A 20,639-nucleotide genomic window follows, 5' to 3' on the forward strand; every position below is an offset into this window, starting at 1 on the left:
AAGCCCCGTCAATGCGCAAAATCTACTCAAGCCAAGTATAAACCCAACCCTTTCAACCAACAACATGGACGCATCAACCTGCCGCTAGCAGCGTCGCCGCCATCGTTGTGGCGCCATATAGACCCCACTAAACAAAACTGTCAACGGATAATCCATACTTTTCCCAAAAATTCTTTCCACAGACCAGCTATACAATAATGTCCGCCCCTAATCTTTATATATAGCGGCCATCCGCTTCAGGCTGAGAGCCATCCCATACGGTTGGCCACATCATCTGCGAGTGCGCGCACTCGCTTGCCCATATCCTCAATAATCTCAGGACGGGCCTCTGCTGCCATCATGGACAGAGCAATACCGGCAGTTGGATGGAAAGGCCGATCGCAGATCGCAGCGCCAATACAGAACATGCCTTCGCGCAACTGGCCATTATCCAGCGAATAGCCCCTTGTTTTCGCCTCGGCCATCTCCGTTTCCAACACCTTGAGCGAAGGGGCGCTGGCCGGTGTGATCAGCTCCGGCCATGCGGATGGCAGATGACGCGCCAGTTCCTGCGGCGACATGGCGGCCAGCATGGCTTTGCCAGTCGCGGTAAAGACAGCGGGTACGCGCATGCCGATGCGAAATGTGATTCCCAGAGGCGCGGTCGAGTTGCGGCACGAAAGATAAATGACATCCGGCCCTTCGAGATGCGAGAGCGTCAATGTATGCGCTCCCAGCCCATCCGCCTCCGCAACAGCTTCGTGAAATGCATCGACTATGTCGCTGCCCGCCATGAACACGTTGGCCCAGCGCACCGATTGCGCGCCCATCGTGAAACTTCCGTCACCGTTGAGCTTCAGCAGTTTGAGATGCACCAGTGTCTGGCAAAGCCCGTGCACACTGCTTTTCGGCAAGCCGGTCCGACGGGCCAGATCGGAAAGCTTGAGCCCGTCCGCAGATCCTTTGCCGCTTTCGTGAACGGATTGCGCAACCTGATCTAGGATTTGAGCGGCACGCATTACCGCCGGAACCAGCTTCTGGGAACTCTCTTCGTTGCTCACCGTTTTCGTCATAGCTTCTGCCGTTCACCTGTTCGACCGCCCGATTAACCGTTTGACTTTGGGTGCTACGGTCTGTTTAATTCAAAATATCGTAAGCTGTTCAATATACTGAACAAGCTTTCTCTGCAAGACTGGGATGGAACATCGATATGCTCGCTTTGAAAGACCCCTCACTGCTCAAATCGCAATGCCTTGTTGATGGGCGCTGGATAGACGCCACGGATGGCACGACGATTGAGGTGACCAATCCGGCGGACGGTTCTGTCATCGGCACGGTTCCCTCCCTTTCTGTCGCGACCATCAAGGACGTCATCGACGCTTCAGCGAAGGCTTTTCCGGCATGGGCCTCCAAGACGGCCAAGGAGCGCGCCGCGATCCTGCGCAAATGGTTCGATCTCATCGTTGCCAATGCTGACGATATTGCTCTTATCATGACATCGGAACAGGGCAAGCCGCTTACAGAGGCGCGTGGTGAAGTTCTCTATGCGGCATCGTTTATCGAATGGTTCGCTGAAGAAGCAAAGCGTGTTTATGGTGACACCATCCCTGCCCCGCAGCCCGGACAACGGCTGACTGTCATCCGTCAGCCGGTCGGCGTCACCGCCGCAATTACCCCATGGAATTTTCCCGCGGCTATGATTACCCGCAAGGCCGCGCCTGCCCTTGCCGCAGGCTGCACCATGATCGTGCGTCCTGCCGACCTGACCCCGCTGACGGCATTGGCCCTCGGTGTCCTCGCGGAAAGGGCAGGTATTCCGGCAGGTGTTCTCCAGATTGTTACCGGCAAGGCCCGTGAAATCGGTGCCGAGCTCACCAGCAATGACATTGTGCGCAAGCTCTCCTTCACAGGCTCAACCGAAGTTGGCCGCCTGTTGATGGCGCAATGCGCGCCGACCATCAAGCGCATCTCGCTGGAACTTGGCGGCAATGCGCCGTTCATCGTCTTCGATGATGCCGATCTGGACGCGGCCGTCGACGGCGCCATGATTTCCAAGTATCGCAATGCAGGCCAGACCTGTGTTTGCGCCAACCGCATCTATGTGCAGCGCGGGGTTTACGACAAATTTGCCGAAAAGCTCGCGGCCAAGGTCAAGGAACTCAAGGTCGGCAACGGCACAGAACCGGGCGTCGTTATCGGCCCGATGATCGAAGATAAAGCCATCGCCAAGGTCAAGGCGCATATTGAAGATGCCGTATCAAAGGGTGCAAAGCTCATCGCAGGCGGTAAAGAACTGGGTGGCCTGTTTTTTGAACCGGGCATTTTGACCGGCGTCACCTCGGACATGTTGGTCGCCAGGGAAGAAACCTTCGGCCCTCTTGCGCCCCTTTTCGCCTTCGACACGGAAGAAGAAGTCATCGCCATGGCGAATGACACAATTTTCGGTTTGGCGGCCTACTTCTATACGGAGAATTTCAGCCGTGCGATCCGCGTGAGCGAAGGGCTTGAATACGGCATGGTTGGCCACAATACCGGCCTGATCTCCAACGAAGTCGCGCCGTTTGGCGGCGTGAAGCAGTCTGGTCTCGGTCGCGAGGGTTCTAAATACGGCATCGAGGAATATCTCGAGACCAAGTATATCTGCAGCGCTTTCAAGCGCTAGAAATTGCTGTCGCAATACCGTTCCACGGTGATCAGCATCAAAGAAGATGGCGCGCATTGTTTGCGCCATTTTTTTTATTTATAGACGGTGCAAACAATCCGTGGGTGTTTGCCCGCCAATAATCCGGAAAATATATGCTACGCCGCCTTTACGACTGGACGATTTCGCTTGCCGCAAGAAAATCCGCCGAATGGTGGCTTGCTATTATCGCTTTTGTAGAAAGCTCTGTTTTTCTGGTGCCCGCCGACGTTCTGTTTCTGCCTATGGCGCTTGCCCGGCCCGAACGCGCCTGGCGTTACGCCTTCATCGCGACGGTTTCGTCCGTCCTCGGCGGCATTGCAGGCTGGTATCTCGGCTACCATGCCTATGAACAAATCGCCAAACCGGTGCTCGAAATGTACGGCAAACTGGACACATTCGAGCAATTGCGAGGCACGACCAGCGCCGATGCAATACTATTGATGCTGATAACCTCCGGCCTCGCGCATCTGCCGCCGATCAAGGTGGTGACGATCCTGTCCGGCGCAGCCGGCATCAATATCTGGCTGTTCATAGCATCGGCCATCGTCGCGCGCGGTGCCCGCTTCTATTTCCTGGCTTGGCTGCTGCGCCGTTATGGCGAACCGATCCGTGCGTTCATCGAAAAGCGTCTTGGGCTGATCGCAAGTCTCGTGGCCGTTGTCTTGATCGCGCTCTTCTTTGCTGTGAAATATCTTCATGCCTGAGCAGATCGCCCAAACTCGGTCAAAATAAATTGCTTGGAGACAGGCCAGTTTTTTCGCTTAGGTTTATCTAAACAGCCGCTTCAGGGAATCCCATATGGCCTTTGCACTCAATAATCCGGTCGGCAAAACACAGGTGTGGACCGCAGGCGTCATGACCATCGGCCTTGCCGCAACTGTCGGCACTGCGCTGGGCTTCGAACATCTGGCCGGCTTTATGCCCTGCAAGCTCTGCCTGGAGCAGCGCACGCCCTATTATCTCGGCGTTCCGGTTCTGGCCGCGGCCTGGGTATCTTACGCCTTGAAATGGCCGCCGATCCTGATACGCGGCCTTATTCTGATTGGCGCGCTGCTGATGACGTTCGGACTGGCGCTCGCTATCTACCATACCGGCGTAGAACTGAAATACTGGCCTGGCCCGGCGGATTGCAGTGCAGCCACGATGAAAATCACACTCGATGCAGGCAATCTGCTCGGTGATCTCAACGCGACCCGTCCACCAGCATGCGACAGTGCGCCCGGCTTCTTCCTCGGCCTGTCCTTTGCCGGATGGAATGTCGTCGCAAGCTTGCTTTTTGCAGCTATCGGCTACTACGGCGCTTTTGCAAAAGGTGGGAAGTAAGAGCGAATTCTGAGGGGTTAAGGCTCCAGTTCGACATCCCAGTACAGAAAATCGAGCCAGCTTTCATGAAGGTGGTTGGGTGGGAAAAGACGCCCGTTCTTATGCAGATCCTGCACCGTGGGCTGGACGGGCTTCTGACGCGGCCACATATGCGCGACGGCAGGCATCATGCCGCCCTTGCGCAGATTGCATGGTGAACAGGCGGCGACCACATTTTCCCACGTCGTCTCGCCGCCATGGCAACGCGGGGTAACGTGATCAAAGGTCAGGTCATGCGGCGAGCCGCAATACTGACACTCGAAACGATCACGCAAGAAAACGTTGAAGCGCGTAAATGCGGGATAGCGTGGAGGCTTCACATAATCCTTCAGGCAAATCACGCTCGGAACGCGCATGGAAAACGACGGTGAGGAAACGATGTGATCGTATTCCGCGACGATGTTCACGCGTTCCAGAAACACAGCCTTGATCGCATCCTGCCAAGACCAGAGCGACAGTGGATAATAGCTGAGCGGACGGTAATCCGCATTCAGAACCAGCGCGGGCAAACCACTGGTCGAAACGGTTCTGGGTGAGACGGCAACAGTCAAGGGCGCACCTCCTTCAGAGCAACTCCGAAAAAGGGCGAAATGGCTCTCCATGCGGAATTGCGCTTTCATCAAAGCGCCGCGCGTCCGTTTTGGGCGCAACAACGACGCTCCAACCTCGTGAGGACGGGACTGCAATCAGCAGAAAATCAAGCTTCTGCGAATCGAAATTCCATCATCAGCCGATGTGGATAATGTAAGCCCGACGTGACAGGATTGTGAAGCGGAAACGCATTTATGCCCCGGGAAACACGCAAGTTTTACAGAAGCGGCGCAGCTTCGCGTCCCTTGATCGCCGCATAGTAAGCCCAGAACAAACGCGCCGCCACACCGCGCCATGGTGCCCAATCTTCCGCGAGCTTGCGAAGTGTAACCGCATCAGGTCGGGTCTCATGGGCGAAGGCGTGGCCGACAGCCGTTTGCAGCGCAACATCGCCCGCCGGAAACACATCAGGATGCCCAGCCGCAAACAGAAGATAGACTTCGGCCGTCCACGGACCAATGCCCTTGATGGCAGTCAAAGCCTTGATTGCTTCCTCGGCGGGCAAATCGCAAAGCCCATGCAAATCGATTGCCCCTTGTGTCAAAGCTTCACTCAAGGCAAACAGCGTTCTCTGCTTGGGACGGGAAAGCCCGGCGAAACGCCATGCCTCTTCCCCGCCTGCAATATAGGCTTGCGGTGTCATCGGATCGATCACCTGCCTGAACCGCGCCCATATGGCGCTCGCACTCGCCGTTGAAACCTGTTGCGCAACGATAATAGAGGCGAGACTTTCAAACCCCGGCTGAGACCTGCGAAGCGGTATCTGGTGGGAACGGCTGCGAATATCCGCCAGCCGAATATCGGCGAGAACCAAAGCCTCCAGGCCTGCCTCAAGATCACTCAATGTATCGATCCGCCGCATCGTCTGGCCTTTCATTCTCTGGATGCACAACGTACCAATCGAATCAGATGACATTCAACTGACACCGGCAACTGAGATTGAAACTCAAACACCATGACCGTACCTGTGTTCCGCTTTGCCCCGAGCCCCAATGGCCAGCTTCACCTGGGCCATGCCTATTCAGCTCTTCTGAACGCAGACATGGCGCGAAAGAGCAACGGACGCTTCCTGCTGCGTATGGAAGATATCGACACAGCACGGTGCACACCAGCCCTGGAACAAGGCATTTACGACGATCTCCACTGGCTTGGCCTGACATGGGAAACTCCTGTGCGCCGCCAGTCGGAGCATTTCAGCGAATATCGCAACGCCCTTACCAGACTTGCCGATAAGGGCCTTGTCTATCCAGCCTTCCTCAGCCGAGGCGAAGTTCGCGAGCGAATCGGCGAAGCTCACGCCAAGGGCACGGACTGGCCTGCCGACCCGGATGGAACGCCACTTTATCCGCGGGACGAGCGCGATCTGACTGAAAAGGAACAGATGGAACGCATCGCGTCGGGCATGTCCTATGCGTGGCGGCTCAATATAGACAAAGCGCTTGGAGCAATCGCCGCCGCAGGCGAACCGCTCTTCTGGAACGAAAGCGGCGCGGGTCCAGATGGCGAAACCGGACGCATTGCCGCCGATCCATCCCGCTGGGGCGACGTAGTCATTGCACGCAAGGATACGCCGACCAGCTATCACCTTTCCGTAGTGGTGGATGATGCGCTGCAAGGAATTACGCATATCGTACGTGGGCGCGATCTGTTTCATGCAACCTCCGTGCACCGGCTGCTGCAAAAACTTCTCGGCCTGCCCGAGCCGCTTTATCACCATCACGATCTGGTGTTGGGTGATGATGGCCTAAAACTCTCCAAAAGCCGCAAGGATACCGCACTCGCAAGCCTGCGCGAACAGGGCTTTACGCCTAACGATATTCGCGCCAAGTTAGGCTCAGGACCCATTAATTTGACGGAAATGGTGTGAGGCCATCCATTGGGATACGAGGAGAAAAGGCGAAGGAAATATGGTTTATTTTCGAGTTTTTTCGACAAAACAGCCTGATGGATGGGCCACATCCTTTGGACACCGAAATGAACTGGCGATCTGCTGCGTCAAGCTGCTCGAGTAGGGGAAACACCCCGTTCTTCGCATCTTCCTTGCAGCTCCTGTCATTTCAGGTACCATTTTCATCAAATTAATGGGTCCTGAGTCTAAAGCTATGAAAGCGATTTTCGCCACAACGTCACAGATGATGTGCCCGCACACCGATTGACGAAAGGGCGCTAAAGCGGTTCAAAGGCATCTTAATGGCTGGTGTTGAAAGACACTGGCGGTATTTTTTTATTTTGAAGGAGGCGAAGCCATGGTTTCTCAGAAAGCCGGTAATTACGTTGAGATTGAAGGCTTGCGCGTTGCCCCTGAATTGGTGGAGTTCCTTGCTACGGAAGCAGCCCCCGGAACCGGTATAGAGCCGGAAAAGTTCTGGAAAGGCTTTGCGGCCATCGTTCGCGATCTCGCGCCGAAGAACCGCGCTCTTCTCGCCAAGCGTGACGAGCTTCAGGCCAAGATCGACGCCTGGTATAAAGACAATCGCGACAAAGGCTATTCGCAGGCTGATTATCAGCAGTTTTTGAAGGACATTGGCTATCTCCTGCCGGAAGGCGGCGAGTTCAAGGTTTCGACCGCCAATGTCGACCCGGAAATCATGCATATCGCTGGCCCGCAGCTTGTCGTTCCGGTCATGAATGCACGCTATGCCCTCAATGCTGCCAATGCGCGCTGGGGCTCGCTCTATGATGCGCTTTACGGCACCGATGCGATTTCCGATGCCGATGGCGCGGAAAAGGGCAAAGGCTACAATCCGAAACGTGGCGAAAAAGTTATCGCCTGGGCGAAGAATTTTCTCGACGAAAGCGCACCGCTTAGCGTCGGCAAATGGGCCGATGTTGCCGGTCTTGCCGTGCAGGATGGCAAGCTTGAAATCAAGCTCACAGGCGGTTCTGCAACGACGCTGAAGGATGAAAGCCAGTTCAAGGGTTATAACGGCGATGCCGACGCACCGACCAACGTGCTGCTGGCCAAGAACAACATGCATGTCGACATCGTCGTCAATGCGGACCATCCGATCGGCAAGACCGATCCGGCCCATATTGCCGATATGATTCTGGAATCGGCCGTCAGCACGATCCAGGATTGCGAAGATTCGATTGCAGCCGTCGATGCCGAAGACAAGATTGCCGTCTATCGCAACTGGCTTGGCCTGATGAACGGCAAGCTGGAAGACACGTTCGAGAAGAACGGCAGGCAGATGACCCGCCGCCTCAACGGTGACCGCACCTACAAGGCTGCCGATGGTTCCACGCTGACGCTCAAGGGCCGCTCCCTGATGCTGGTCCGCAACGTCGGCCACCTGATGACCAACCCGGCTATTCTCGATGGCGAAGGCAATGAAGTGCCGGAAGGCATCATGGACGCAGCCTTCACCAGCCTGATTGCGCTGCACGATATCGGCCCGAATGGCCGTCACATGAATTCGCGCGAAGGTTCGGTCTATATCGTCAAGCCGAAGATGCACGGGCCGGAAGAAGTGGCATTCGCCAACGAAATCTTTACCCGTACCGAAGAACTGCTCGGCATGAAGCCGAACACCCTTAAAATCGGCATCATGGATGAAGAGCGCCGCACCACGGTCAACCTCAAGGAAGCGATTCGCGCTGCGAAGGAACGTGTCGTCTTCATCAATACCGGCTTCCTCGACCGCACGGGTGATGAGATCCACACCTCGATGGAAGCTGGTCCGATGATTCGCAAGGGCGACATGAAGCAGGCCGCATGGATCGGCGCCTACGAACAGTGGAATGTCGATATCGGCCTTGAATGTGGCCTTTCCGGCCATGCGCAGATCGGCAAGGGCATGTGGGCCATGCCAGACCTGATGGCTGCAATGCTGGAACAGAAGATCGCCCATCCAAAAGCCGGTGCGAACACTGCATGGGTTCCATCACCAACCGCTGCAACCTTGCACGCCACCCACTATCATCAGGTTGATGTGGCAGCGGTTCAGGAGAAACTCAAAAGCCGCCCGCGCGCCAAACTCGACGATATTATGTCGGTACCGGTCGCAACGCGCCCAAACTGGACACCGGAAGACATCCAGCACGAAATCGACAACAACGCGCAAGGTATTCTCGGCTATGTCGTGCGCTGGGTCGATCAGGGTGTTGGCTGCTCGAAAGTGCCGGACATCAACAATGTCGGCTTGATGGAAGACCGCGCAACGCTGCGTATTTCTGCACAGCATATCGCAAACTGGCTCTATCACGGCGTTGTTTCGGAAGCGCAGGTCATGGAAACCATGAAGCGCATGGCCGCCGTCGTAGACAAGCAGAACGAAGGTGATCCACTTTATCGCCCGATGGCCGCCGACTTCGACAAATCGATTGCTTTCCAGGCTGCCTGCGATCTGGTCTTCAAGGGTCGCGAACAGCCAAACGGCTACACCGAGCCGGTCCTGCATCGCCGTCGCCTCGAATTAAAGGCGCAAGGCTGACATAAATAGGCGCAAATAAGTTTAATTGCGGCGGGAGAAATCCCGCCGTATTCTTTTGCCTTCTATCCAAGATAGCGCTTGACTCCATTATAATAGATATTAATTCTAATATAATGGAAAATTTAATCGGGCATCTCGACACCGCTATTGGCGAAAACCTGCGCCGCCTGCGTATTGCGCAAGGTATGACACTGGAAATGCTTGGCGATGCGTCAGGTGTCAGCCGTGCAATGATCTCGCGTATCGAGCGTGGCGAAACCAGTCCGACAGCGCAGTTGCTCGCCCGCATTTGTGCAGCCCTCGGCACATCGCTTTCAGCCTTTTTTGCCGATACGGAAGCGCCGCTCTCTCCCCTGCTGACACTTGACCGCCAGCCGGTCTGGCGCGATCCGGATACAGGTTATATCCGGCGATCGGTTTCACCACCGGGAACCGGATCGAACATCGATATAATCGAGGTCGAATTTCCCGCAGGCGCAAAAGTAGCCTTCGCGCCACAAGCAGCCAATGCAGGCATCACGCAGCATTTATGGCTCCTGAATGGCCAAATGGAAATCACGGTTGGAGAAACCGCTTACCAGTTGCACACCGGCGACTGTCTTTACATGCCGCTCGTTGAAGGCATCACATTCCATAATCCCGGTACGGTGGCAGCTCGCTATGCAATCGTACTCGAACGCCGCAATAATCTTTGAAAGCAATAAGCATGATTCGCGTTCTCAATTTCGAAGAAGCCAAAGCTGCCATCCCCGCACTTGCCGAAATCATCGCCGACTGTGTTAAAGGCGGCGCATCGGTCGGTTTCATGGCACCATGCGAGCCACTAAATTTCGTGCCTTATTGGACACGTGTGGCGCAGGAAGTCGAAAGCGCCGATACGTTATTGATAGTTGCCGAACATGATGGCGAAATCGTCGGCACGGTGCAGCTCGGCCTGTCACAAATGCCCAATCAGCCGCACCGCACAGATCTGAAAAAACTGCTGATCCACCGCAAGGCGCGAGGTCTTGGCCTTGCGCGCCAACTGATGCAAACCGCTGAGGAAGAAGCACGACGCCATCAAAAAACACTTATCTGCCTTGACACGGCTACGGGAAGTCCGGCGGAGGCAATCTATACACATCTCGGCTGGGAACGGGTTGGCGTCATTCCAAACTACGCGCTTTATCCGGATGGTAGCCCCTGCGCGACCACACTCTTCTATAAAGGCCTTTGAAATGACCCTCACTATACGCCACGCATGTGAAGCTGACCTCCCCGTCCTGCTTGCGATCTATAATGATGCGGTCGAGAACACACTCGCTATCTGGAATGACACACTTGTCGATCTGGAAAACCGTCGTGAATGGCTCAAAAACCGCAATCGTGACGGTTTTCCGGTTCTTGTTGCCGAACGTGAGGGACAGGTCGTCGGCTATGCGAGTTATGGCCCTTTCCGCCCGTTTGAAGGTTTCCGCCACTCATCCGAACTCTCTGTCTATGTGGCAAGCGATGCACGCGGCGGCGGCATCGGCCGCTCCCTTCTGGCCGAGCTTGTGGAAGAAGCACGCGAGCGCAACGTCCATGTGCTCGTGGCGGGCATTGAAGCTGGCAATGCGGCATCCATCGCGCTGCACAAGTCGCAGGGCTTTGAGGATTGCGGCACATTGAAACAAGTCGGCCAGAAATTCGGACGCTGGCTCGATCTGACTTTCATGCAGAAGATACTCTAAAGGTTACTCCTCAATACAAAACGCAGCGGGTTATTGCGCTGCTGCACAGTTTTTGTTTATACAGAGCCATTCGCAAGGACCCGGTGAAAGCCCGGGTGGCTCTTCTGGCCGCCTATCCGCCAGACAACGCAACAACATCCCCAATTTTTACAATCGGCCATGTTGAGTCGGATATTTCTATCCGTCTTCTATTTGCGGAAAATTCAATGACACGTCTTGCTGCCTACCGCCGCGAGTGGTTCTCCAATATTCGCGGCGATATTCTATCCGGCATCGTCGTAGCGCTTGCCCTTATCCCCGAAGCCATCGGCTTTTCGGTTATTGCAGGTGTTGACCCCAAGGTCGGCCTCTATGCCTCTTTCGCCATTGCCTGTGTTTCCGCCTTCACAGGCGGACGTCCCGGCATGATCTCTGCCGCCACGGCGGCAACTGCCGTGGTGATGGTCTCACTCGTCAAGGAACACGGGTTGCAATATCTCTTTGCAGCGACGATCCTGATGGGCATCCTGCAAATCCTTGCGGGCCTCCTCAAACTCGGACGCCTGATGCGCTTCGTTTCGCGCTCCGTCATCACGGGTTTCGTCAATGCGCTGGCGATCCTGATCTTCATGGCTCAGCTACCGGAACTCATCCATGTTCCGGTCGAGACATACTGGATGATCGCGGGCGGCCTCGCCATTATCTACCTCTTTCCGCGCGTGACCAAGGTGATCCCCTCGCCGCTCGTCGCCATTGCCGTACTCACCACGCTTGCATGGACGACTGGCATGGATTTGCGTACCGTCGGCGATCTCGGCGAACTGCCCTCTGCATTGCCGGTCTTCGCATTACCGCAAGTGCCGCTGACGCTCGAAACGCTTCAGATCATCCTGCCCTACTCGATCACGCTTGCAGCGGTAGGCCTGCTCGAATCGCTGTTGACCGCCCAGATTGTCGATGACATGACGGATACCAGCAGCAACAAAAGTCAGGAATGCATCGGTCAGGGTACCAGCAACATCGCCTCGGCGCTGATTGGCGGCATGGGCGGTTGCGCCATGATCGGGCAGTCGGTCATCAATGTTTCATCCGGCGGTCGTGGAAGACTGTCAACCTTCGTTGCAGGCGCTTTTCTGCTGTTTCTGATTCTGGTTCTTGATGATCTGGTACGGATCATTCCAATGGCAGCCCTTGTGGCCGTCATGATCATGGTCTCAATCGGCACATTTTCATGGCGTTCGATCCTCGACCTGCGCCGCAATCCGCCGTCATCCTCCATCGTCATGCTGGCAACCGTTATAACGGTTGTTTCCACCCATGATCTGGCCAAGGGCGTTCTGGTCGGCGTTCTGCTCTCGGGTGTGTTCTTCGCTGGCAAGGTCGCAAAGATGTTCCGCGTAAACGAAATCATAAATGAGGATGAAACCGAGCGCACCTATACCGTTCAGGGCCAGATCTTCTTTGCCTCGGCGCAAAGCTTCATCGCAGCTTTCGATTTTTCGACACCTGCGAAGAAGGTGACTATCGATGTCAGCCATGCCCATCTTTGGGACATCACTTCTGTCGGCGCGCTCGACAAGGTGGTGCTGAAATATCGTTCCAGCGGCACGGAGGTTTCGGTTATCGGCTTCAATAAAGCCAGCGCCGATATGATCGACCGCTTCGCAATCCACGATAAGGAACACAGCGTCGCGAGCCTCGCAGCACACTGAATTTTAAAAAGGGCCGCTTTCGCGGCCCTTTTTCACTTCGCCTGCAGAACAGCGCTGCCGGTCGATAGCTCGGTCAGGCCGATCTCGCCTTCAACCTGATCGCTGCGGGCCATCAGATAAAGACCGAGGCCACAGGTCAAAGCGGCGATGAACACCAGATACCAGGCATGCGCCATCGGGTTGACCGCCAGAAGCGAGGTAACGATCACTGGCGTCAGGCCGCCGAATATCGCATAGGCAACATTGTAGGAAAACGACAGGCCTGAGAAGCGAACAGGAGCGGGAAAGGCGCGCACCATCACATAGGGAACTGCGCCCACCATGCCGACAGAAAGCCCCATCACCGCATAAAGCGCGAACAGCACCGGAAGCGAAACCGCCGCATAGGTGTAGAAGACAAAAGTCGCGATACCAAAGAAAAGGCCAGCCACGGCAAAGAAGCGTCCACTGCCGATACGATCGACGATCGCACCTGCGGCAACCGTGCCGAACATCAGAAACAGCGTGCCGAAGCTTGTTGCGGCAAGCGATTGCAACGGCGTGTAACCATAGAGCTTCTGCAGGAAGGTAGCAGTCATGAGCGTAGTGACAACGATGCCTGCCGATAGTATCCACGTGAGCAACATGGAAATGATGACGCCATGCATATGGTTGCGCAGAACGGTGCCGAGCGGCAGCTTGTCTTTCAGCAAATGGCTGTTCTTCATCTCGGTAAAGATCGGCGTTTCCGCCAGCCAGCGGCGCAGATAAACGGCCAGCAGGCCGAATATCCCGCCGATGAAGAACGGAATGCGCCATGCATAGGCGGACAATTCCTCCGGCGTGAAAATCCAGTTGATGGCAGTCGCGATCAACGAGCCGATCATGATGCCAAGCGTCAGGCCGGAGCAAAGGAAGCCGCACGCCATGCCAACGCGATTGGCGGGCACGTGCTCGGCCACGAAGGTCCAGGCGCCCGGCACTTCGCCGCCAATGGCGGCCCCCTGCAACATGCGGAAGACGATCAGCAGGATTGGCGCGCCAACACCAAGCGTTGCATAGGTCGGCAGGCAGGCCATGGCCAGCGTGGAAATCGACATCAGGAATACCGAGAAGGCAAAGACGCGCTTGCGGCCAAATTTGTCGCCGAAATGCGCCAGCACGATGCCCCCAACCGGGCGCACCAGATAACCTGCCGCAAAGATACCGAAAGTCTGGATCAGCACCAGCCAGTCCGGCATATCGGGCGGAAAAAACAGATGTCCGATGACGCTCGCAAAAAATACGAAAATGATGAAATCGTAAAACTCCAACGCGCCGCCAAGGGCCGAAAGGCCGAGCGTGCGGAAATCCTGCCGGTCAAGCGGACGCGGACTATTGCTTGCATGGAGATTCGTCGATGCCATCGATTAGCTCTCTTTTGATCTGGTAGCTGACATGGCCCCCTCATTTCAGGGCCGCGTTTTAATGCGCCAATTGTGCCCACACTGCAAGACTTGACTTACCGATGCCAAGGCATATTTTAGAACTATTCTAAATCTTGGATTCCCCACATGCTGAGCAGATTCTTTCGCAACGACCGACGCCCCTTCGATTCGCTTTCCGAACAGGAAATCCTTGCCCTCGCCATATCCTCTGAAGAGGACGATGCACGCATCTATCTGGCCTATGCCGATGGCCTGCGGGATGAGTTTCCGCAATCAGCGAAAATCTTCGAACAGATGGCAGCGGAAGAACACGGGCACCGCGATGCGTTGATCGAACGCCACAAGGCCCGCTTTGGCGACCGGATTCCACTGATCCGCCGCGAACATGTCAGCGGCTATTACGATCGCAAGCCGGATTGGCTGGTGCGTCCGCTTGGCATCGACAAGGTGCGCGAAGCCGCCTCGGAAATGGAGGAACAGGCCTACCGGTTTTATGTCGAGGCTGCAAAGCGGGTCAGCGACGCAGACACCCGCAAATTGCTGGGCGACCTTGCCCAACAGGAAAAGCAGCATGGCGCCAAGGCCGAATCGCTGGAACACACGCTGACACCGGAGGATGTGCAGGATGAGGAGCGTGCCGCCGAACGCAAGCAGTTCATCCTCACCTATGTCCAGCCGGGACTTGCTGGCCTGATGGACGGCTCCGTCTCAACGCTCGCCCCGATCTTCGCAGCCGCCTTTGCCACGCAAGATACATGGCAGACTTTTCTGGTTGGCCTGTCCGCCTCTGTCGGTGCCGGTATCTCGATGGGCTTCACCGAAGCGATCCACGATGATGGCAAGCTGTCAGGTCGCGGCTCGCCGATCAAGCGCGGCCTGTCCTGCGGTATCATGACGACGCTGGGCGGCCTGGGCCACACCTTGCCCTACCTGATCAAGGATTTCTGGACCGCGACAAGCATCGCAGCAATTCTGGTGTTCTTCGAGCTCTGGGCGATCGCCTTTATCCAGAATCGCTACATGGAAACACCATTCCTCCGCTCTGTGCTTCAAGTGGTTCTAGGCGGCGGCCTTGTGCTGGCGGCAGGCATATTGATCGGAAACGCCTAGAACAGGCCTCTATAAAGCAGGAACCGGCTTTCTCATAAAGTAAGAAGCGCTCTAAACTGTCGCGGCATCCTGCGGTCGAGAGATCGGTTCCTCGAAGGTTTCAATCACAATGCGTCCTTGCCGGGAAACAGTGACAAAACTGTTTGCCGGCACCGCCATCCAATTGGCAGCCTCGCCGTCCAGTGGCTCAGATACCACACATATACCGGCCGCTCCGCCCATTGTGGCCGTATAAAGCGTCGGCGCAAATGCGTCGGTCGCATAGCGGATGGCATAAAGTCGGCTGCCATCTGAAAAGGCCGCAGTCAGCCGAAGAAATGGCGGCACGCCGCCACGCACCGCCTCCTCAACGACGGTTTCAACCATGCGTTTCATGGCAAGCACAGGATCATTGTCGAGACCAAACTCCAGCATCAGAAGAAAGATCAGCTCAGAATCGGTTGCGCCATGCTTTTGCGCATAGACTTCATCGCTCAAATGGCTTTCCAGCCTGCGGCGCAGCCGGTCGAAATGACCGATCTGACCATTATGCATAAAGCTCCAGCGCCCCGAAACAAAGGGATGGCAATTGGACCGACTGGTCAGTCCGCCAGTTGAAGCGCGCACATGCGCGAGAAAAAGGCGTGACCGTATCTGTCGTGCCAGACTCTGTAGATTCTGATCGGACCATGCAGGAAGAATATCCCGATAAAGCCCTGGCTCGTCACGGTCTCCATACCAGGCGACACCGAAACCGTCGCCATTGGTACGTGTTTTCGCTTCTTGCGCATCGTGGCTCTGCGCCACGAGCGAATGACAGGGAGACGATATGATGTCTTCCAGATAGGTTTCAGGTCCGAGATAGGCGGCCCAACGACACATTTGCGATCCGGTACTTACCGGCCCCGGTTATGCGTCCGCTCATAAAGCTGGCGAACGATTGTGCTTGCCGTCTTCTCGAACAAAAATGGCAAAATTGCATGGATCAGTGCTGCGAATGCCGCACAAAAAAGCTTGAATGAAAAACGACCCGCAAAGGCCATATGCTGGAAATAGGTCTCGTCAACCGACTGAGGGTGCTCGGTAAAGAGGCGTGTGATGCGCGTGGTCATTGGAAATACTCCCGTCAATGAGTAAGTTGTTCCCGCTTATGCGGCGCATTTCGCGCCTTTCTGGAAAATCATTCTAGCAAATACGCCTGAGATGAAATCTCAAAATATCCTTGATAGTTACGACTTTGTGGGACAAATATCCCATTATGAAACCAGTTCTAGATGAAATTGATCGAAAAATCTTGGATGAGCTACAGATTGACGGCACCCTATCCGTTGATTCTCTGTCCGAACGCGTTCATCTTTCCCGCAATGCCTGCTGGCGACGCGTCAAGCGTATGGAAGATGAAGGGGTCATCAAAGCGCGCGTCGCCCTGGTTGATGCCGAGATGGCCGGTTGCGGCCTGTCCGTCTTCATTCTCGTGCGCACATCAAGCCATGATCCCGATTGGCTGTCGAAGTTTCGTGGTGCTATGGGACGTTTTCCAGAAATCGTCGGGGTTTATCGCATGACCGGCGACCTGGATTATGTGCTGAAAGCGCGCGTTTCCGACGTCAAAGCCTATGACCGTCTCTATCAGCGGCTGATAGCCAGCGTTCCGCTGTCGGATGTCTCGGCTTCATTCGTCATGGAAGAGATCAAGGAAACGACTGCGGTGCCGCTGAAAGAATAATGGCGCGGGGCACTGGAGCATTTATCCCGAAAGCGGGAATCCGTTTCGGGATAAAAACCCGCGTACAAACAAATGAACAAGGTATTTCAGAGCGCGTTTCCCTCCGTTGAATCGGATCGGCGCTCTAACTCATTCGACTTCGGGCGCAGTCGTGTCGACCCTCGTTTCATTCCCGTCGGGTTATGCTCTAATGGCTGGCCATTTCACGACAGAGCGCGGCACAACGCTCACAGACTTCCACGCAATTTTCCATACCGCCAACCTCGCGGCATGAATCTGCACAAGCGTTACAAATCTTCGCGCAGGCATCGCAGGTTTCTCGGTGAAGGGACGTGTTAAGCAACATCAGATGCGCTGCCGTCCGACAGCTTTCAACACAAGCCAGCATGATGCGATAATGTTTCGGCTCGACATGCGCACCGCCTTCTTCAAGGCAGTGATTGGAGGCAGTTTCGAGGCAAACGCGATAGCAATCCAGGCAGGCGTCGATACATTTATTCATTTCAGGGCTTGGCATTTTTCTAATCCTCATTCTTGATCCAGAAAGTCCAACAGGCGAATGAGCGATTTGTTCCAGAAGGGCCTACGAACCGGCTTTTGCACGCCAGACAGGCTATGCCGGTGTAATTTGCATGATCCTGTGCGGTACTATCATTGCAAAACGCCAAATAGACGGTACACCTTTTATTGGTTTTCACGTATGAGCGTCGCCAACTTAACTTCTCGCAAGAAAGGCCCCCTCATGACCGTAGCATCCGCTCAAGCGCCAACGCTCGGCATCATCCGCCTCGAACATGCGAAAGGCCTTGAACTTCCGGCCTATGAAACGTCGGGTTCGGCTGGCATGGACCTGCGGGCAGCCGTTGCCGAAGACCGCCAGATCGTTCTCCTGCCGGGACGCCGCACGCTTGTGCCGACAGGGCTGATCTTTGAGATTCCCGCAGGCTTTGAAGTACAGATTCGTCCCCGCTCGGGCCTTGCCTTCAAGAATGGCATCACCTGTCTCAACACGCCCGGCACCATCGATTCCGACTACCGCGGCGAGGTGAAGGTTCTTCTTATCAATCTCGGGGATGACGATTTTCGCATCGAACGCGGCATGCGTATTGCGCAGGCCATTTTTGCGCCGGTCATCCAGCCCAAGATCGAAGAGCGCATGGAAGTAACCGATACGGTGCGCGGTGCTGGTGGCTTCGGTTCGACCGGCACAGCATAAGCGTCCGAAAAGCCCGGCTGAGCCGGGCTTTTTATTGCCTATTTTACTGCGTGAGAACGGCGCGCTGACAAAGAACACCGGTGACCTGCACATCAGCTTGTCCAATCTTGACCCCGAGCATATCCAAAACCCCGAAAAGCAAGCCATCTACCGTCGGGCCCAATGGCGTGAGCAATGTTCCCAGAAGTTGGGTAAGGCCTCCCAAAGGTAGCGGCAGAACGCCAATCAACACGACTTCAAGATCAAGACCGGTTATCAAACCGCCGAATAGAGACCCAACAAGTTTGTTGGTATCAGCCGTCTGCACCCGTTTAGCTGCGATATCGGCAGGAGTGAAGGTTATGATTTCCTGCGTTGGGTTGCCAAGGGGGAGTTCAACGCGCCCGCGAAGCTCCGCGACTTTCAGAAAAACCACTTTTACTTCAGCAATAGTCGTCTTCATGACGACCGGTGTCTTACTGAAATTCTTCATCAAGTCGATATCGGTATCACCGAGATACACGCCAGCCACACCGGGCTTGACACCGAGTTTCACTGTGGCACTGCCGGGCCCCTGCGGACAGCTTATACTTTTCAATTCTGCTTCACCGCTCGCAATGTCAATAAAGATAGGCACATGAACATTCGCAAGATAGGAAACAATACCGTCATTGCCGACGTCGAGTGTCAGAAGCAGGCGTATCTGTGCGGTACGCACCAAGGTGCCTGCTCCACCAACGGCAAAGAACGGTGTGTTCTGTGCGGGCTCGCCAATCGCGATATCCAACTTTAGCCCCAATAGTCCCGGCAGTTTTATTCCGCTGCCAAGCTGGAGTTGATGCTGGCCTCCCAACATTGCGGCTGCAGATATCATCTGCAGGACGTTGGCGGTAATATTGTAGTTATTGGATGACCCGAGCGTTGCATCGGCTATTGATCCAAGACCCAATAGCTTCCCGACCGGCAGCTTTGTGCTGAGCGCACCGGCATTTTTGCCGAGAACGGTAAGGGCAGCCTTTGCCGCTGGATTATTCGTTATAACCTCCGCCATAACGCTTGCGAGCGCACCCACAGATACATTTGTATCAAGCAGATCCTGGTAAGTGCCTGCCGTCAAATTCACCGTGGGCGACAAGGCCAGCCTATCGAGAAAGCCGAGCAGATTAATATCAGTCGCCGCAAGTGCGTTATAATCTGCCAGCTTCAAATCAATGGTAGTTCCCAGGAGCCCACCAACGAGAGCGTTTAATGCGCTATTTGTCGTATTCAGGCTCAACAGCCGCGAACCGATCGAAAATGCCGCTTCCGCCTTCGTCGCGGCCATGCCGGTTGCGCCGAGCGCAGGCCGGTCGATGAAGGACTGGCCGAAATAGAGATTGCCAGGGCGCGCCAGACGGACGCGAACCGCGTCGGGGCTAGCGCCGCCCACCACGAAACGGTTCTCGACAGCGCGGTTCTTGTCGGGAAAGTAATTGCCCTTCTCCACCCAGACGCGTGTCTTGTTGTCGGTCTTTCCATCGACCACGGACGGATCGTAAGCGCCTGTCATCAACACTGGATCAAGGCCGTTCGCCCGCAATTGCTGCAACACCGCATCATCGGCCTGCGAAATTGAGGCTGCACCCGCGACAGCGGCGAAATCCGCCATGCTCTGCAACTGGCGCCGCTCCAGAAACAGCGAACTCGTGTCCACGCAAAATGCCGCTACCGCAAGGAACAGCGGAGACACCAGCGCCGCCATCGTTGCCAGATTGCCACCCCGTGCATGCAAAAAACGTGATACCAACCCCCGCATATAGAATCCCCCGCCCGTGTCAGATTCCGCCAAGTCTTATTGTCGATGCCCTTGTAATGATCGTGTCCGGAAGCGGCAGCCCCGTCATCAGGTTCCAGATAGGCAGGTTTTGCGCATCGTAGCGGATCGTGACCGTGAACTGGTTCGGGTCTGACTGGGCATTGTCGACACTCACCTGCATCTTCACCGGGTCGATCAACGAATATTTTGCCGCGTTGTTCTGGATATAGGCTGTCGCCAGCGCCTGCCGCTCCGACGGATCGATACCCGCCAGCGCCGTCCGCGTGGCATCGGCCGCAAGTTGCTGTACGGCATTCGCCACGCCCAGATAAAGGCCGAAGGCGATCATTCCCATAAGGATCAAAAGAAAAACCGGCGCCAATATTGCGAACTCGACCGCTGCGGTGCCGCTTTTATTTTGCTTGAAAAATAACAGTAAATGTATTCGCCGACGCAGGTCAGAAAACCTGTTCGATACGAATGAATACCATTTTTGCCCCATAATAAGGTAAGCCATTTGCCCTCCCGTCAAAGAGCATTGAAACCTTATTCCCATTTCAGTCCAAAGCAACATGCATCATACATGCGCCGACCATCCACCATTGCGGACAAGTCACGTTTTAAATTCTTTTGTCTACTTTCGGATGTAGATTCACGACTGAATTTAATCAGGAGATAATTTAAGAACACTTAATTACTGCAATCATTTTGTTATTATTGGAAAATTCCAAAACAATAACCGCAGGTTGTACATTGACAGCAACTTGGTGGGTCTGATCGCTTCCTGGCGGGCGATGACGATAATGGGCTGGCCGTCATTCGGCCCTTGTGTCACCGACAATTATTGCATGACAAATAATTAAGATGAAATCCTGAGCGGAGAAGCATAGATATTCCGCTAGATATCCATAGTGGGCAAGCATTGTCCCGCCTTGGTTGTATGCGACAGACAGTTTGCGGGACATAGATACATCTCC

Annotated in this window: 21 protein-coding genes and 1 other annotated feature; of the genes, 12 read left to right on the plus strand and 9 right to left on the minus strand. The window is 55.2% G+C overall.

Features of this window, described 5'->3' with window-relative positions; translation table 11 throughout:
* Nucleotides 1-236: 236 nt before the first annotated feature.
* Nucleotides 237-1,052: an IclR family transcriptional regulator gene (locus FJQ48_RS02820; protein ID WP_139973707.1), complete on the minus strand. Its 816-nt coding sequence runs from the start codon at nucleotides 1,050-1,052 to the stop codon at nucleotides 237-239.
* Nucleotides 1,053-1,189: 137 nt separating this feature from the next.
* On the opposite strand from FJQ48_RS02820, the gene FJQ48_RS02825 reads away from it, so the two are divergent.
* The 3 genes from FJQ48_RS02825 (at nucleotide 1,190) to FJQ48_RS02835 (ending at nucleotide 3,985) form a co-directional block, all read left to right on the plus strand.
* A complete protein-coding gene (locus FJQ48_RS02825) occupies nucleotides 1,190-2,641 on the plus strand; it encodes an NAD-dependent succinate-semialdehyde dehydrogenase (RefSeq protein ID WP_139973708.1) in 1,452 nt (483 codons plus the stop codon).
* A 134-nt stretch (nucleotides 2,642-2,775) separates the two neighbouring features.
* Nucleotides 2,776-3,366, plus strand: coding sequence for a YqaA family protein (locus tag FJQ48_RS02830; protein ID WP_139973709.1), 591 nt, complete (start codon nucleotides 2,776-2,778; stop codon nucleotides 3,364-3,366).
* Between the two features lie 94 nt (nucleotides 3,367-3,460).
* Entirely contained in the window at nucleotides 3,461-3,985 is a 525-nt protein-coding gene (locus tag FJQ48_RS02835; protein WP_139973710.1) for a disulfide bond formation protein B, read from the plus strand.
* 17 nt (nucleotides 3,986-4,002) lie between these two features.
* On the opposite strand, the gene FJQ48_RS02840 is transcribed toward FJQ48_RS02835, so the two are convergent.
* Nucleotides 4,003-4,575 (minus strand): HNH endonuclease, encoded by a 573-nt coding sequence (locus tag FJQ48_RS02840; RefSeq protein WP_139973711.1) that lies wholly within the window; start codon nucleotides 4,573-4,575, stop codon nucleotides 4,003-4,005.
* Nucleotides 4,576-4,832: 257 nt separating this feature from the next.
* Complete coding sequence (locus tag FJQ48_RS02845) at nucleotides 4,833-5,477, minus strand: DNA-3-methyladenine glycosylase (RefSeq protein WP_139973879.1); 645 nt, start codon at nucleotides 5,475-5,477, stop codon at nucleotides 4,833-4,835.
* A 93-nt stretch (nucleotides 5,478-5,570) separates the two neighbouring features.
* Between FJQ48_RS02845 and gluQRS the strand changes: the two genes are divergently transcribed.
* From gluQRS to FJQ48_RS02875, 6 genes are all read left to right on the plus strand, one after another.
* Nucleotides 5,571-6,482, plus strand: a complete 912-nt coding sequence (gluQRS, locus tag FJQ48_RS02850) for a tRNA glutamyl-Q(34) synthetase GluQRS (RefSeq protein ID WP_139973712.1) — start codon at nucleotides 5,571-5,573, stop codon at nucleotides 6,480-6,482.
* A gap of 379 nt (nucleotides 6,483-6,861) precedes the next feature.
* Nucleotides 6,862-9,048: a malate synthase G gene (locus tag FJQ48_RS02855; protein WP_139973713.1), complete on the plus strand. Its 2,187-nt coding sequence runs from the start codon at nucleotides 6,862-6,864 to the stop codon at nucleotides 9,046-9,048.
* A 113-nt stretch (nucleotides 9,049-9,161) separates the two neighbouring features.
* Entirely contained in the window at nucleotides 9,162-9,743 is a 582-nt protein-coding gene (locus FJQ48_RS02860; RefSeq protein ID WP_139973714.1) for an XRE family transcriptional regulator, read from the plus strand.
* A 5-nt stretch (nucleotides 9,744-9,748) separates the two neighbouring features.
* A complete protein-coding gene (locus tag FJQ48_RS02865; protein WP_139973880.1) occupies nucleotides 9,749-10,264 on the plus strand; it encodes a GNAT family N-acetyltransferase in 516 nt (171 codons plus the stop codon).
* A 1-nt stretch (nucleotide 10,265) separates the two neighbouring features.
* Nucleotides 10,266-10,760, plus strand: a complete 495-nt coding sequence (locus FJQ48_RS02870; protein ID WP_139973715.1) for a GNAT family N-acetyltransferase — start codon at nucleotides 10,266-10,268, stop codon at nucleotides 10,758-10,760.
* Nucleotides 10,761-10,833: 73 nt separating this feature from the next.
* Nucleotides 10,834-10,889: a sequence feature (sul1 is cis-regulatory element that is thought to sense ions involved in sulfur or methionine metabolism; They are found in Alphaproteobacteria), on the plus strand.
* 77 nt (nucleotides 10,890-10,966) lie between these two features.
* Nucleotides 10,967-12,451 (plus strand): SulP family inorganic anion transporter, encoded by a 1,485-nt coding sequence (locus FJQ48_RS02875; protein ID WP_139973716.1) that lies wholly within the window; start codon nucleotides 10,967-10,969, stop codon nucleotides 12,449-12,451.
* 32 nt (nucleotides 12,452-12,483) lie between these two features.
* On the opposite strand, the gene FJQ48_RS02880 is transcribed toward FJQ48_RS02875, so the two are convergent.
* Nucleotides 12,484-13,836 carry an MFS transporter gene (locus FJQ48_RS02880; RefSeq protein ID WP_139973717.1) on the minus strand — a complete coding sequence of 451 codons (1,353 nt, stop codon included), beginning with the start codon at nucleotides 13,834-13,836 and terminating at the stop codon, nucleotides 12,484-12,486.
* A 147-nt stretch (nucleotides 13,837-13,983) separates the two neighbouring features.
* Between FJQ48_RS02880 and mbfA the strand changes: the two genes are divergently transcribed.
* Nucleotides 13,984-14,967, plus strand: a complete 984-nt coding sequence (mbfA, locus tag FJQ48_RS02885) for an iron exporter MbfA (protein ID WP_139973718.1) — start codon at nucleotides 13,984-13,986, stop codon at nucleotides 14,965-14,967.
* 51 nt (nucleotides 14,968-15,018) lie between these two features.
* Here the strand turns inward: mbfA and FJQ48_RS02890 are convergent, their stop codons facing one another.
* Nucleotides 15,019-15,828 carry a class II glutamine amidotransferase gene (locus FJQ48_RS02890; RefSeq protein ID WP_139973719.1) on the minus strand — a complete coding sequence of 270 codons (810 nt, stop codon included), beginning with the start codon at nucleotides 15,826-15,828 and terminating at the stop codon, nucleotides 15,019-15,021.
* A 14-nt stretch (nucleotides 15,829-15,842) separates the two neighbouring features.
* A complete protein-coding gene (locus tag FJQ48_RS02895; protein WP_139973720.1) occupies nucleotides 15,843-16,058 on the minus strand; it encodes a DUF6356 family protein in 216 nt (71 codons plus the stop codon).
* A gap of 146 nt (nucleotides 16,059-16,204) precedes the next feature.
* On the opposite strand from FJQ48_RS02895, the gene FJQ48_RS02900 reads away from it, so the two are divergent.
* Nucleotides 16,205-16,672, plus strand: coding sequence for an Lrp/AsnC family transcriptional regulator (locus tag FJQ48_RS02900; RefSeq protein WP_139973721.1), 468 nt, complete (start codon nucleotides 16,205-16,207; stop codon nucleotides 16,670-16,672).
* Nucleotides 16,673-16,859: 187 nt separating this feature from the next.
* Here FJQ48_RS02900 and FJQ48_RS22635 read toward each other — a convergent pair whose 3' ends face one another.
* On the minus strand, nucleotides 16,860-17,189 hold the full coding sequence (locus tag FJQ48_RS22635; RefSeq protein ID WP_247870287.1) for a four-helix bundle copper-binding protein: 330 nt from the start codon (nucleotides 17,187-17,189) through the stop codon (nucleotides 16,860-16,862).
* 225 nt (nucleotides 17,190-17,414) lie between these two features.
* On the opposite strand from FJQ48_RS22635, the gene dut reads away from it, so the two are divergent.
* Entirely contained in the window at nucleotides 17,415-17,888 is a 474-nt protein-coding gene (gene dut, locus FJQ48_RS02910) for a dUTP diphosphatase (protein WP_139973722.1), read from the plus strand.
* A gap of 43 nt (nucleotides 17,889-17,931) precedes the next feature.
* On the opposite strand, the gene FJQ48_RS02915 is transcribed toward dut, so the two are convergent.
* Both FJQ48_RS02915 and FJQ48_RS02920 read right to left on the minus strand, forming a co-directional pair.
* Complete coding sequence (locus FJQ48_RS02915; RefSeq protein ID WP_139973723.1) at nucleotides 17,932-19,662, minus strand: TadG family pilus assembly protein; 1,731 nt, start codon at nucleotides 19,660-19,662, stop codon at nucleotides 17,932-17,934.
* 19 nt (nucleotides 19,663-19,681) lie between these two features.
* Nucleotides 19,682-20,119, minus strand: a complete 438-nt coding sequence (locus tag FJQ48_RS02920; protein WP_348770736.1) for a TadE/TadG family type IV pilus assembly protein — start codon at nucleotides 20,117-20,119, stop codon at nucleotides 19,682-19,684.
* Nucleotides 20,120-20,639: the final 520 nt, after the last annotated feature.

Origin of the sequence: Ochrobactrum sp. CGA5 (genome assembly GCF_006345815.1) — a bacterium.
Lineage (GTDB): Bacteria > Pseudomonadota > Alphaproteobacteria > Rhizobiales > Rhizobiaceae > Brucella.